This window comes from Streptomyces sp. FXJ1.172 (assembly GCF_001636945.3).
GTDB lineage: Bacteria > Actinomycetota > Actinomycetes > Streptomycetales > Streptomycetaceae > Streptomyces.
In genome coordinates, this window is sequence record NZ_CP119133.2 from 6,721,476 (window position 1) to 6,734,092 (window position 12,617).

The 12,617-nt window shown below is 73.5% G+C and carries 12 protein-coding genes and 1 riboswitch; of the genes, 5 read left to right on the plus strand and 7 right to left on the minus strand.

Annotated elements, in window-relative coordinates; all coding sequences use genetic code 11:
• Positions 1–8: 8 nt before the first annotated feature.
• From A6P39_RS30160 to thiO, 5 genes are all read right to left on the minus strand, one after another.
• The gene (locus tag A6P39_RS30160; protein ID WP_079133241.1) at positions 9–917 is read right to left on the minus strand and encodes a deoxyribonuclease IV; all 909 of its coding nucleotides are present in this window, start codon (positions 915–917) and stop codon (positions 9–11) included.
• A gap of 34 nt (positions 918–951) precedes the next feature.
• The gene (pknB, locus tag A6P39_RS30165; RefSeq protein WP_067042511.1) at positions 952–2,913 is read right to left on the minus strand and encodes a Stk1 family PASTA domain-containing Ser/Thr kinase; all 1,962 of its coding nucleotides are present in this window, start codon (positions 2,911–2,913) and stop codon (positions 952–954) included.
• Positions 2,914–3,041: 128 nt separating this feature from the next.
• Entirely contained in the window at positions 3,042–3,839 is a 798-nt protein-coding gene (locus tag A6P39_RS30170; protein ID WP_067042514.1) for a thiazole synthase, read from the minus strand.
• A gap of 3 nt (positions 3,840–3,842) precedes the next feature.
• Positions 3,843–4,061 carry a sulfur carrier protein ThiS gene (gene thiS / locus A6P39_RS30175; RefSeq protein ID WP_067042517.1) on the minus strand — a complete coding sequence of 73 codons (219 nt, stop codon included), beginning with the start codon at positions 4,059–4,061 and terminating at the stop codon, positions 3,843–3,845.
• Entirely contained in the window at positions 4,058–5,218 is a 1,161-nt protein-coding gene (gene thiO / locus A6P39_RS30180; protein WP_067042980.1) for a glycine oxidase ThiO, read from the minus strand. Before thiO ends, thiS begins: the two co-directional genes overlap by 4 nt.
• Positions 5,216–5,327, minus strand: a riboswitch (TPP riboswitch). Its footprint overlaps the gene before it by 3 nt.
• Positions 5,328–5,463: 136 nt before the next feature.
• Here thiO and A6P39_RS30185 point away from each other — a divergent pair.
• The 5 genes from A6P39_RS30185 to A6P39_RS30205 all read left to right on the plus strand — a co-directional run bounded on the left by A6P39_RS30185 (position 5,464) and on the right by A6P39_RS30205 (position 9,949).
• The gene (locus A6P39_RS30185) at positions 5,464–6,696 is read left to right on the plus strand and encodes an NAD(P)/FAD-dependent oxidoreductase (protein WP_199840738.1); all 1,233 of its coding nucleotides are present in this window, start codon (positions 5,464–5,466) and stop codon (positions 6,694–6,696) included.
• A 63-nt stretch (positions 6,697–6,759) separates the two neighbouring features.
• Positions 6,760–7,125 (plus strand): Rv2175c family DNA-binding protein, encoded by a 366-nt coding sequence (locus A6P39_RS30190; protein ID WP_030641990.1) that lies wholly within the window; start codon positions 6,760–6,762, stop codon positions 7,123–7,125.
• Between the two features lie 96 nt (positions 7,126–7,221).
• On the plus strand, positions 7,222–7,869 hold the full coding sequence (gene thiE, locus A6P39_RS30195; protein ID WP_067042523.1) for a thiamine phosphate synthase: 648 nt from the start codon (positions 7,222–7,224) through the stop codon (positions 7,867–7,869).
• 158 nt (positions 7,870–8,027) lie between these two features.
• Positions 8,028–8,951: a methylenetetrahydrofolate reductase [NAD(P)H] gene (gene metF, locus A6P39_RS30200; protein ID WP_067042525.1), complete on the plus strand. Its 924-nt coding sequence runs from the start codon at positions 8,028–8,030 to the stop codon at positions 8,949–8,951.
• Between the two features lie 56 nt (positions 8,952–9,007).
• Positions 9,008–9,949 (plus strand): SCO2102 family sporulation regulator, encoded by a 942-nt coding sequence (locus tag A6P39_RS30205; RefSeq protein ID WP_067042528.1) that lies wholly within the window; start codon positions 9,008–9,010, stop codon positions 9,947–9,949.
• 14 nt (positions 9,950–9,963) lie between these two features.
• On the opposite strand, the gene A6P39_RS30210 is transcribed toward A6P39_RS30205, so the two are convergent.
• Together A6P39_RS30210 and A6P39_RS30215 are read right to left on the minus strand one after the other, a co-directional pair.
• A complete protein-coding gene (locus A6P39_RS30210; RefSeq protein WP_199840739.1) occupies positions 9,964–11,475 on the minus strand; it encodes a phytoene desaturase family protein in 1,512 nt (503 codons plus the stop codon).
• A 507-nt stretch (positions 11,476–11,982) separates the two neighbouring features.
• Positions 11,983–12,612 carry a TetR/AcrR family transcriptional regulator gene (locus tag A6P39_RS30215; RefSeq protein ID WP_067042534.1) on the minus strand — a complete coding sequence of 210 codons (630 nt, stop codon included), beginning with the start codon at positions 12,610–12,612 and terminating at the stop codon, positions 11,983–11,985.
• Positions 12,613–12,617: the final 5 nt, after the last annotated feature.

Consider the following 12,617-nt stretch of genomic DNA (forward strand, 5'->3'; position numbering starts at 1 on the left):
CGGGCGGGTCAGCCGTCGCGCAGCTTCTTCAGCCGCTCCACGTCCGCCGCGTGCCCCTCCTGGCCGCCGGGTGTCTCGATGACGAGCGGGACGCCCTCGGTCGCGGGGTGGGTCATCAGCGCGCGGAACGGGTCCTCGCCGATGTGGCCGGCGCCGATGTTCTCGTGCCGGTCCTTGTGGGCGCCGACCACGTCCTTGGAGTCGTTGGCGTGGATCAGCTTCAGCCGGCCCTCGCCGACGGTGTCCACCAGCAGGTCCAGCGTCTGGTGCATACCGCTCGGCCCGGTCAGGTCGTGTCCGGCGGCGAAGACGTGGCAGGTGTCCAGGCACACGCCCAGCTTCGGATGGGCGTCCAGCGCCTCGAAGTACGGCCCGAAGTCCCAGGTCCGGGAACACAGTGAGGCGCCCTGCCCGGCCGTCGACTCCAGCAGCAGGAACGGATCGTCGTCGTGGGTCAGCTCGTCCAGCAGCGGCAGCATGCGCTCCCGTACCTGCCGCAGCGCCACGGCCCGCTCCCGTCCGCCGGTCGCGCTCCCGGTGTGCACGACGACACCGAGCGCTCCGATCTCGCGCCCGCGCCGCAGCGAGTGCCGCAGCGACTGGACCGACAGCTCCACGGTCGCCTCGGTGTGCGAGCCGAAGTTGATCAGGTAGGGGGCGTGGACGTACGCCGGGACCGACTCCTCGGCGCAGGCCTCGCGGAACCTCTCGTCCTGCTGGGGGTTGCCGGCCGGCGTCGCCCAGCCGCGCGGGTTGGCCACGAAGACCTGCACGGTCTCCGCCCGCAGCGCACGGGCGTAGGACAGCCCCACGGAGTGCAGGCCGCCGGCCACGGGGACGTGCCCGCCGACGGGGTTGCGGGGCGGGGAAGGCCGGGGCGGTGAAGGCCGAAGGGACGACGACTGGTCGGGACTCACCCGTTCAGGGTGTCATGCCCGGCCGGGGCTCCCGTCACCGGATGGTGATCGTGATCGTCGAGCCCTTGGGGGCGGTGCCGCCGCCCTTGACCGACTGCTTCTTCACGGTGTCGCCGAACAGCCCGAGCAGGCCGCGGTCCTCGCTCACCTTGAAGCCGGCGCCCTCCAGCGCCTTGTGGGCGTCCTCCACGCTGTCGCCGGTCACGTCGGGCACCTCGACCATCTGCGGACCCTTGGACAGCGTCAGCGTCACCGTGTCGCCCTCGGCGGCCTGACTGCCGCCGCCTGGGCTCTGCTGGGCCACCTTGCCCTTGTCGTACTCGGAGTTGACCCGGTCCGGGGCGACGACCACGTTCAGCCCGGCGTCCGTCAGCTGCTGCCGGGCGTCCGCCGGATCGTCGCCGGTGACGTCCGGAACGTCGATCGGGCTGCCCTTGCTGACCGTCAGCGCGATCGCCGAGCCCGCGTGCCGCTTGGTCCCCGCCTGCGGTGCCGTGGCGATCACGGAGCCCTTGGCGACGCTGTCACTGAACTCGCGGGTGACCATGCCCGGCTCCAGCCCGTCCGCCTTCAGCCGCGCCCGCGCCTCGGCGAGCGTCCGGCCCGTCACATCCGGCACGTTCACCGTCTCCGGGCCCAGCGAGACGGTCAGCGTCACCGAGTCGTTGTCACGGATCCGGGATCCGGGCGCCGGGTCGGAGCTGATGACCGTGCCGCGCTGGACGGCGTCGTTGTACGCGCGCCTGACCTGCCCGACCTCCAGCCCGGCCGTCTCGAGCCGCGCCCGCGCCTGCGCCTCGGTCTTCGACAGCAGCGGCGGGACCTTCGTGAACTGGCCGGAGTTGATGTACCAGACACCCGCCCCCACGCCGAACACCACCAGGACGGCGGCGACGACCGTCAGCATCAGGCGCCTCGACCGGCGCGGCGGCACCGGCGGGGCCTGGAGCCGGCTGGTGTGCTGGACCGCGCCCCCGGCGGACGAGGCCGGCTCGTCCTCGTTCACGGGCAGCGGCCGGGATGGGGGTCCCCCCGCGCGAGCGAAGCCGAGCGTGGGGGAGGTCAGCGAGCGCGGTATCACGCTCGTACGGTCACCGGCGTTGTCGTGCTCCGCGGACAGCGCCTGCGGCGGCAGCGCGTCCAGCTGCTCGTCGCTCAGTGCCCGGCGTGCCTCGCGCACCCGGGCGAGCAGCGCCACGGCGTCCTGCGGCCGGCCGTCCGGGGTGCGCGCGGTGGCCGCCGCGACCAGCTGGTCCAGCTCGTACGGCAGCCCCGGCACCAGCGCCGAGGGCGGGGGCACGTCCTCGTGTATGTGCTTGTAGAGCACCAGGGCGGGGGAGTCGCCGGAGTGCGGCTTGTCGCCCGTCAGCATCTCGTAGAGCACCACACCGCACGCGTACACGTCGACGCGCGGGTCCGCGGTGCCCTGCTCCATCTGCTCGGGCGCGAGGTACGAGACGGTCCCGAGCACGGCGCCCGTGGTGCTGGTCACGGTGTCCACGGACCGCACCAGCCCGAAGTCGGCGACCTTGACCCGGCCGTCGTCGCCTATCAGCACGTTCTCGGGCTTCATGTCCCGGTGCACGAAACCGGCCCGGTGCGCGGCGCCGAGCGCGGCGAGCACCGGCTCCAGGATGTCCAGCGCGGCCCGCGGCTGCAGCGCGCCCCGCTCGCGCAGCACGTCCCGCAGGGTGCACCCGGCGACGTACTCCATCGCGAGGTACACGTACGACCCGTCGGCGCCCTGGTCGAAGACCTGGACGACATTGGGGTGGGCGAGCCGCGCGACGGACTTCGCCTCCCGGATGAACCGCTCGACGAAGGTGCCGTCGGCCGCGAGCGTCGGGTGCATCACCTTCAGCGCGAGGACGCGGTCCAGCCGGGTGTCCAGGGCCCGGTAGACCGTGGCCATCCCGCCGACGGCGATCCGCGCGTCGACGCGATAACGGCCGTCGAGCACCTGCCCGACGAGAGGGTCCTGAAGGGTCGTATCCACGAAAGGGGAGTCTACGAGGACCGACCGACAGTGCCGCACGCTGCGCTGCCGGGCGCACGGACTGCAGCCGAGCTGTGACGCTCGCGCGACCGGCGGGCCGGCAGCCAGTGCCCCGGCACTGGCCGGCACTAGAAGGCGGGGCGTTCGGGGTCCAGCCGGGCCAGCCCCCCCATCGGCGAGGAGGCCTCCGCGAAGTGCCGTCGCGGAATCCGCCCCGCCAGCCGGGCCAGCCGCCCCGCCTCCGTCGCGTGCCGCATCGCCGCCGCCATCAGCTCCGGCTCCTGCGCGCGCGTCACGGCGGAGGCGAGCATCACCCCCGCGCACCCCAGCTCCATCGCCAGCGCCACGTCGGACGCCGTGCCGGCCCCCGCGTCCAGGATCACCGGCACGCGCGCGTGCTCCACGATCAGCTGGAAATTGTGGGGGTTGCGGATCCCGAGCCCCGAACCGATCGGCGACCCCAGCGGCATCACCGCCGCGCACCCGACGTCCTCGAGTTTGCGCGCGAGCACCGGATCGTCGTTGGTGTACGGCAGCACCGTGAACCCGTCGTCCACCAGGGTCTCGGCCGCCTCCAGCAGCTCCACCGGATCCGGCAGCAGCGTGCGCTCGTCGGCGATGACCTCCAGCTTGACCAGATCCGTGCCCAGCGCCTCCCGGGCCAGCCGCGCGGTCAGCACCGCCTCCCCGGCGGTGAAACAGCCCGCCGTGTTCGGCAGCACCTGGATGCCCAGCTTCCGCAGCACCGACAGCACCGAGCCGTGCACGGAGGGGTCCACCCGCCGCATCGCGACCGTCGTCAGCTCCGTGCCGGAGGCGATGAGCGCCCGCTCCAGCACCTCCAGGCTGGGCGCACCGCCCGTGCCCATGATCAGCCGCGACGAGAACGCCGCAGCGCCGAGGACCAGGGAAGAATCGTCGGCCATGGCTCAGCCCCCCTGCACAGCGGTGAGGACTTCCACGCGGTCGCCCTCGCGCAAGGACGTGTCCGCCCACCGCGCGCGCGGGACGACGGTCTCGTTGACGGCCGCGGCCACCCCGGAGGGCGCGGCGGCCAGAGAGCGCACGACGGAGTCGAGCGCGGTGCCCGCGGCGACGTCCCGGCGCTCGCCGTTGACGGAGATGGAGACGGTGACGGAGGTGCTCATACGGGCTGCTCCTGGAGGACGGCGCCGAAGCGCAGCGGCGTGAACGGACGGGCCTCTTCCGGTAGTTCGCCGTCGGCCAGCAGCCGGGCCAGCACATCGCCGGTGACCGGCGTGAGCAGCACCCCGTTGCGGTGGTGCCCGGTGGCCAGCAGCAGCCCGTCGAGCCCGGACGGGCCGAGCAGGGGCGCGTTGTCGGGCGAGCCGGGGCGCAGCCCGGCGCGGGTCTCGGTGAGCGGCAGCTCGGTGATGCCCGGCACCAGCTCATGGGCGTCGCGCAGCAGCTCGTACACGCCGCCCGCGGTGACGGTCGTGTCCCAGCCCAGCTCCTCGCTGGTGGCGCCGACGACCAGCTCGCCGTTCTCGCGGGGCACCAGGTAGACATGACAGCCGCGGACGATGGCCCGCACGGTACGGCTCAGGAACGGCGCGTACGCGCCCGGCACGGCCAGCCGCAGCACCTGCCCCTTCACCGGCCGCACCGGCGGCACCAGCGCCTCGGGCACACCCGCGAGCCGCCCGCTGAGGCTTCCGGCCGCGAGGACCGTCTGCCCGGCGCGCAGCTCGGTGCCGTCGGCGAGGACGACCCCGGCGGCCCGGCCCCGCACGACGTCCAGCCGCTTCGCCCACGCGCGGTGGAAGACCACCCCGGCCCGCTCGCACGCGACCACGAGGGCCGCCGCGAGGCGCCGCGGGTCGATCTGGTGGTCGCCGTCCACCCGAAGCCCGCCGCGCACCACGGGCGACAGCATCGGCTCCAGGCGCCGGCACTCCCGCCCGGACAGCCACTCGGACTCCAGGCCGCAGCGCCGCTGCAGGGCGTGCAGTTCACGCAGGCCGGCGCGGTCGTCGGCGTCGAGCGCGACCTGGAGGGTGCCGCAGCGGCGGTAGCCGAGGTCGTGTCCGGTCAGGTCGGTCAGCTCGGCCGCGAAGAGGGGGTAGCGGCGGGCCGATTCCAGGTTCAGGGTGAGCAGGGTCTCCTCGCCGTAGTGCAGTTCGGTGACCGCGGCCAGCATCCCGGCCGCGACCTGCGCGGCCCCGCCGCCGGGCTCGGGGTCCACGACGGCCGTGGCGAGCCCGCGCTGCGCCGCGCGCCAGGCCGTGACCAGGCCGATGATCCCGCCCCCGATGACGAGGACGTCGGACGTACGTGACGACATGGGCGTCCAGCCCCTCCCTTCGCCGGCATGACCCGGATCAGGTTCGTACGGTCGGAGGCCGCCAGCCTCCCTCTCAGCCCGGTGCGTCCGGGCTCCCGCGAGTGCTTGTACGGAGGCCACCCTAGCCCGCCGCGCCCGGCACCCGTAAGAGAGCCCCGGTCCGTGGCCCGGCGCACGGGCGGTGTGGAGCAGGTCACCGAGTACGACCGCTGACTCACAATCCGTCACGTGTCTATGGTGATCAGGTGAGCGAGCACACAGCCCAGGAGGGCACGTCACAGGGGCGGCGCGTGGTCGTCGTCGGCGCGGGCATGGCCGGGGTGCAGACCGCGGTCGCGCTCCGGGAACAGGGCTTCAACGGCACCATCACCGTGATCGGCGCCGAGCCGCACCAGCCGTACGACCGGCCGCCGCTGTCGAAGGCCGTGCTGCTCGGCAAGGCCGAGGACTCCGCCTTCGAGGTGGACTTCGAGTCGCTCGGCGTCGAACTGCGGCTCGGCTGCGAGGTGCTGGGCCTGCGCCCCGCCGAGCACGAGCTGGACACCGAGGCCGGCCCGGTGGCGTACGACGTCCTGGTCCTCGCCACCGGCGCGGAGCCGGTCCTGCTGCCGGGCACCGAGGGCGTTGCCGGTGTGCATCTGCTGCGCACCCTGGACGACGCCGAGCGGCTGCGGCCCGTGCTCGCCCGCCAGCACGAGATCGTCGTCGTGGGCGCCGGCTGGATCGGCGCCGAGTTCGCCACGGCCGCGCGCGAGGCGGGCTGCGCGGTCACCGTCGTCGAGGCGGCCGACCGGCCGCTCGCGGGCGCCCTGCCCGCCGAGGTCGCGGCCCCCATGGCCCGCTGGTACGCCGACGCGGGGGCGGAGTTGCGCACCCGCGCGCGCGTGGAGCGCGTCGAGCCCGGTGCGGTGGTGCTCGCCGACGGCACGCGGCTGCCCGCGGGCGCTGTCGTCGTCGGCATCGGTGCCCGCCCCGCCACCGGCTGGCTGGCCGGCTCCGGTATCGAGCTGGGTCCGCACGGCGAGGTCTTCGCCGACGCCCACCTGCGCACCAGCGTCGAGAACGTGTACGCCGTCGGCGACTGCGCCTCCTTCCCGTCGGCCCGCTACGGGGAACGGCTGCTCGTCCACCACTGGGACAACGCCCTGCAGGGCCCGCGCACGGTCGCCGCGAACATCATGGGCGAGACCCTGACGGAGTACGACCCGGTGCCGTACTTCTGGTCCGAGCAGTTCGGCCGGTTCGTGCAGTACGCCGGGCACCACGCCGGGGCCGACCGCCTGGTGTGGCGCGGCGACCCGGCCGGCCCGGCCTGGACGGTGTGCTGGCTGTGCGAGGGCCGCCTGGTGGCCCTGCTCGCCGTGGGCCGCCCGCGTGATCTCGCGCAGGGGCGACGGCTGATCGAGGCGGGCCGCCGCATGGACGCGCAGGCCCTGGCGGACCCGGGCAGACCCCTGAAGGATGCAACGGCCGACTAGCACACCCTCCGGCTGGACCTGCCTGACTTCCGACTGTCAGTGGGGGATGGCAGGCTTGTTGACGTGACCGAGATTGACGCAAAGATCGATGCTCTCGTCCCCGCCTGGCTCACCCTGCCCGACATCGCCGAGATGCTCGGCGTCGAGGTGACGCGCGTGCGGCAGCTGGTCAAGGAGGGCCAGCTCATCGCCGTACGCCGAGGGGAGAACCGGGCGCTGCACGTCCCCGCCGCCTTCATCGACGGGGACAAGGTGGTCAAGGGCCTGTCCGGGACCCTGACACTCCTGCGGGACGACGGCTTCACGGTCGAAGAGATGATCGAGTGGCTCTTCACCCCCGACCCGACCCTGCCCGGCACCCCCGCGCAGGCCCTGAGTGAGAATCGCGGCACGGAGGTGAAGCGCCGCGCCCAGGCGCTCGCCGTCTGAGCCGACCCGTACCACGAGGTGTGGCGTGCGGGCCGTCGCAGCCCGCACGCCACCCGCGACAACCGACAGTGACGCCCACCCAGGGGGGACCCAGGCATGTCCGACACCGCACGCACCGCGCTCGCCGGCGCCCGCCTGTACCTGTGCACGGACGCGCGCAGGCGCCAGGGCGACCTGCCCGAGTTCCTGGACGCGGTCCTGTCCGGCGGCGTCGACATCGTGCAGCTGCGCGACAAGGGCATGGAGGCCGCCGAGGAGCTGGCACACCTGGAGGTCTTCGCCGACGCCTGCGCCCGGCACGGCAAGCTCCTCGCGGTCAACGACCGCGCGGACGTCGCCCACGCCGCCCGTGCCGATGTGCTCCACCTCGGCCAGGGCGACCTGCCGGTCCCCGCGGCCCGCGCCGTCCTCGGCGACGAGGTGCTGATCGGCCGCTCCACGCACGCCGAGTCCGAGGCTGCCGCGGCCGCCGCGCAGGACGGGGTGGACTACTTCTGCACGGGCCCCTGCTGGCCCACCCCCACCAAGCCCGGCCGCCACGCCCCCGGCCTCGACCTGGTGCGGTACACGGCCGCTCTGGGCACCGAGCGCCCGTGGTTCGCCATCGGCGGTATCGACCTGTCCAACCTCGACGAGGTACTGGACGCCGGCGCCCGCCGGGTGGTCGTCGTCCGCGCGATCACCGAGGCCGGCGATCCGGGAGCCGCCGCGGCGGAGTTCGCCAAGCGGCTGCGGCAGGCCTGACGGCGGCGGCCGCCGCCGGCCCTGTCCGGGCAGTGGTCCGGGCACGCGGCCAGGTGTTTGTCCGGGAATCTGTCCAAGGGATGGACAGCAGGCCGACAAATCGGGCAAATTTCCGGCGTCCGGTTGGGGGACCGTCCACCCCTGGCTAACCTGCCCGTATGGCCCTCGGAACCGCATCCACCAGGACTGATCGTGCACGCACCGTGCGCGACATCCTCGCCACCGGCAAGACGACGTACTCGTTCGAGTTCTCGGCGCCGAAGACCCCCAAGGGCGAGCGGAACCTGTGGAGCGCGCTCCGGCGGGTCGAGGCGGTCGCCCCCGACTTCGTCTCCGTGACCTACGGCGCCGGCGGATCCACCCGCGCGGGCACGGTCAAGGAGACCCAGCAGATCGTCGCCGACACCACGCTCACCCCCGTCGCCCACCTCACCGCGGTCGACCACTCCGTCGCCGAACTGCGCAACATCATCGGCCAGTACGCGGACGCCGGCATCCGCAACATGCTCGCGGTGCGCGGCGACCCGCCCGGCGACCCCATGGGCGCATGGGTCCCGCACCCCAAGGGCCTGGCCTACGCGGCCGAGCTCGTCCGGCTCATCAAGGAGTCGGGCGACTTCTGCGTGGGCGTCGCCGCGTTCCCGGAGATGCACCCGCGCTCCGCGGACTGGGACACCGACGTCGCCCACTTCGTGGACAAGTGCCGCGCGGGCGCCGACTACGCCATCACACAGATGTTCTTCCAGCCGGAGTCGTATCTCCGGCTGCGCGACCGCGTGGCGGCCGCGGGCTGTGACACCCCGGTGATTCCGGAGGTTTTGCCGGTCACCAGCGTGAAGATGCTGGAACGGCTGCCCAAACTCAGCAATGCGGTCTTCCCCGATGCCCTGAAAGAGCGGATCCTCACAGCAAAGGACGATCCGACGGCGGTACGCTCCATCGGTATCGACTTCGCCACGGAGTTCTGCGCTCGGCTGCTCGCCGAGGGAGTGCCCGGACTGCACTTCATCACGCTCAACAACTCCACGGCGACCCTGGAAATCTACGAGAACCTGGGCCTGCACCACCCCCCGCAGGCCTAGACCGGCCGCACCGCGATACGACACACTGCGTAGCGGTCACTGGGAGAGGGGCGTACATGGGCTGGACGGTCCTCTACATCGCGTTCGGCGTCGTCGCACTGTGGCTGCTCGGCGAGGTGCTGCTGCAGTACAAGGCGCGGCTGCGCTGGCGGCTGCTCGCCTTCGCCGGCTTCCTCGGTGTCGTGGTCGGTGTGCTGATGCCGTCCGTGATCGTGATCGGCGCGGGCGCCATCGCCTTCGCCGTCGGGCAGACCTACGTCACCCTCTCGTTCCGCCGCGGCTTCGCCGCCGGCTGGGCGGTCAAGCGGCCCGAAGGCGACACCGCCGCCGACTCCGGCGGCAGCAAGCGCCGCCGCGGCAGGCCGGACCGGCAGGATCCGGCGCCGGAGGTCTCCGACCTGGAGCCCGCCGGCCCCGAGGACGAGCGGGAGCCCGACCGGGCCGGCTACGCGCAGGGCCACGAGAACTACGACGACTACGACCGCGACGACGTCTTCACCCCGGTCCGGCCCGGCGAGCCCGCCGCCGAGACCACCGCCGTCTACGAGCCCCAGCCGATGCCCGAGGACACCGGCTCCTACGGCGTCTACGGCGACACCGCCACCCACGCGGCCCAGGCCCAGGGCGCCGGGCAGCAGGCCTACGCCTACGACTACTCCGGCTACGGCCAGCAGGGCTACGGCTACGACGCCGGCGCCCAGCAGGGCTACGCCAACTACTCCGACCCGTACATCGGCAGCCAGCCCTACGGCGGCTCCTACGACACCGGTTACTCCGGGCAGTACGGCCAGCAGGGCTATGCCCAGGACCCGTATGCCGGCGGCGGCTACGGCGAGACCCCGCCCGGCGGCGTGTGGGTGCCGCAGCAGCGCACCGACGAGAACTACGGCGGCGAACTCCCGCAGGAGCAGCCGTACCCGTACCAGAACAACGGGCAGGGCCATGGGCAGCAGCAGCCGCAGCCGGGCGCCGGATACGACGAGCAGTACCGTTTCTGAGGGCTGAGCCCGGCTCACTGGGAGCCGCGGAACTCCGGGCCTTCCACGATCAGCCCCGCCACCAGCGCGCCCGACATGCCCGCGTGCGGCAGCCCGCCGCCGGGGTGGGACCAGCCGCCGACCCGGTACAGGCCGGGCAGCGCTGTGGTGTTCGACGGATGCAGGAAACGGCCCCCGCCGGCGGCCAGTGAAGGAGCCGGCACCGCGCCGAGAAGGGCGCCCGTCTCGTCGTCGGTGTCGCCGGGGGTGCGCACCTCCTGCCACAGCACGCGGTCCCGAAGGCCCGGTATCGCGGCCTCGGCGGCTTCGAGGAGATGGTCCGCATACCGCCGGACCAGGCCCTCCTCCGTCCAGTCGGCGGCGCCCGGCACCACCGCGGACAGCACCACGGACTCGTGCCCGTCGTCCGGCCTGAGCGCGGGGTCGCCGGGGCGCAGCACGGTCACCGTGGGCCGCGGCGGCCGGTCCGCCGCCGCGGAGGCCAGGAAGTCCAGCTCGGACCGAGGGGCCGGCGCGTGGACGACCGTGCGGTGCGCGGCACCCGGCTCGCGCCCGCCGCGCAGGGCCAGCAGCACGGCGAACCGCCCCGGACGGGTCATGAACGGATCGGCCTGGACATCCCCGTCCTTGTCCAGCGGACGGTCCGTCATCGCCTTCAACCGGGCCGGGTCCACGTCCGCCACGACATGGCCGGCCTCGGCCACCGTGCCGTCCCGCAGCTCCACACCCGCGGCCCGCCCGTCCTTGTCCAGGATGCGCACGACCTCCGCGTCGAAGACGAACTCGACCCGCCGTTTCACGCACCGCTCGTACACCGTGCGCGCCAACTCCCGGATGCCGCCGCGCACATACCAGGTGCCGAAGGCATGCTCCATGTAGGGCAGCACGGCCGCGCTCGCCGGAGCGGTCCGCGGATCGAGGCCGTGACCGAGCGCGCAGCTCTCCAGCAGGGCCGTCAGCCGCTCGTCGCGCAGCTCCCAAGCGCCGATCTCGGCCAGCGTGCTCGCGCGCCGGGTGCGCAGCAGCCGCTTGTGCGGGACGCCCGGATACGGCTCCTTCTCGGCCAGCACCTGCCAGTTGGGCCACAGCGGCTCCTCCAGCAGCGGCCGGCGGGTGCGGTCCCAGGCCTCCCGGGCCCGCACCAGGAACTCGCCCCACCGCTCGCCCGCGCCGCCGCCCAGCGCCTCGTCCAGGGCCGCGACCACGCCCGCGCGCGAGGCGTTCGGCAGGCACACCTCGCTGCCGTCCGCGAAGACATGCCGCGAGGACGGGTCGACCTGGACCAGCTCGACACAGTCCTCCAGCGGCTCCTTGCCGGTCTTGACGAACAGATCGCGGTACACGGCGGGCAGCGTCAGCAGGCCCGGGCCCGTGTCGAAGCCGAACCCGTCCCGCTCCCGGCGGCGCACCGCACCGCCGTACGTCTCCGTACGCTCGTACACCGTCACCCGGTGGCCCGCGACGGCCAGCCGGGCGGCGGCCGCCATCGCGCCCATCCCGGCGCCGATCACCGCAATCCGTGCCATGCCTGCGACTTTATCGACCGCCACTGACAATCCGGTCCGGGGGCCGGTCGGGACGACCGCGGGGCCGGCCGGTGCCGTCGAGCCGCCGGTGGTGCTTTCCGGGGGACACGGCCCTGGGGCCCTGGGCGTGGGCGCGCGTGCCCACGGCTGAGTATCCGTACCTAGGCCGCGAGATGAGTACCCGCGCGGATGGGGCGAGACCCGCGGGGACGGGACAGTGGAGGCACGGCAAGGGGCGCGGCCCGGCACCGCCGGCACGGGGCGGCGGAACGGCGCCCGCCACCTGGCCGCTCCTTCCGCCGATCCGTCGGCGGAAGCGAGTCGGGGGACCCGGGGGAGCGACCACCCACGGGGGACCAGCGGGGGAGAACCGTACGGGGGAGTACGGGGAACAAGGGGAAACGGGAAGGCGCCGGTCCGGCAGCGGACCGGCGCCTTTCCCATGTGGTCCGGAACCTTTCACGCGCGGTCCGGAGGTCTTCCCGTGAGGGTGCGGAGGAGGGCCGCTCAGACCCTGCCGCTCACGCGCCCCTGCAGCAGCCGGGACAGGGCCGCGTGGACGTCGTCCAGGGAGCGCTCCGGCTGGAAGGACTTCCAGTCCAGCGCGGCCACCAGGACCATGCCGACCAGCGCGGCCGCCGTCAGCTGCACATCGATCTCGTCGCTGAACTCCCCGGCAGCCACGCCCTCGCGCAGGACCCCCTCGACCACCGCGACGGCCTCCTGCCGGACCACCATCAGCGTGGACTGCCAGGCCCGGTTGGTGCGCCACAGCTCGGCCACGTACAGCTGGGTGAAGGCCGGGTAGCGGTCGATGAAGACCAGGCCTGCGCGGACCATCGCGTCCAGCGCGTCCACCTTGCTGCCGCCCTCGCGCGCGGTCTGCTCCGCGGCCTCCTTCAACGAGGCGGTGAGCAGGCCCACGCCGTGCCGCAGCAGCTCCTCGAAGAGGACCGACTTGCTCGCGAAGTTGTAGTAGACCGTGCCTTTCGCGACCCCGGCCCGCTCGGCGATCTCGTCCACCGTGGTCGCCGAGAAGCCCTGCTCGGCGATGAGCGTGACGGCCGCCTCGTAGAGCTTCTGCCGGGTGGCCTCGCGGCGCGTGCTGCCGCCGGACCTGGCGCTGCTGCTTTCCATGGCCC

Excerpts from the sequence above, each read along its gene's own strand:
- A6P39_RS30170 (WP_067042514.1), bottom strand. The coding sequence starts at position 3,839 with ATGGCCGACGATTCTTCCCTGGTCCTCGGCGCTGCGGCGTTCTCGTCG.
- thiS (WP_067042517.1), bottom strand. The coding sequence starts at position 4,061 with ATGAGCACCTCCGTCACCGTCTCCATCTCCGTCAACGGCGAGCGCCGG.
- thiO (WP_067042980.1), bottom strand. The coding sequence starts at position 5,218 with ATGTCGTCACGTACGTCCGACGTCCTCGTCATCGGGGGCGGGATCATC.
- thiE (WP_067042523.1), top strand. The coding sequence starts at position 7,222 with ATGTCCGACACCGCACGCACCGCGCTCGCCGGCGCCCGCCTGTACCTG.
- metF (WP_067042525.1), top strand. The coding sequence starts at position 8,028 with ATGGCCCTCGGAACCGCATCCACCAGGACTGATCGTGCACGCACCGTG.
- A6P39_RS30205 (WP_067042528.1), top strand. The coding sequence starts at position 9,008 with ATGGGCTGGACGGTCCTCTACATCGCGTTCGGCGTCGTCGCACTGTGG.
- A6P39_RS30210 (WP_199840739.1), bottom strand. The coding sequence starts at position 11,475 with ATGGCACGGATTGCGGTGATCGGCGCCGGGATGGGCGCGATGGCGGCC.
- A6P39_RS30215 (WP_067042534.1), bottom strand. The coding sequence starts at position 12,612 with ATGGAAAGCAGCAGCGCCAGGTCCGGCGGCAGCACGCGCCGCGAGGCC.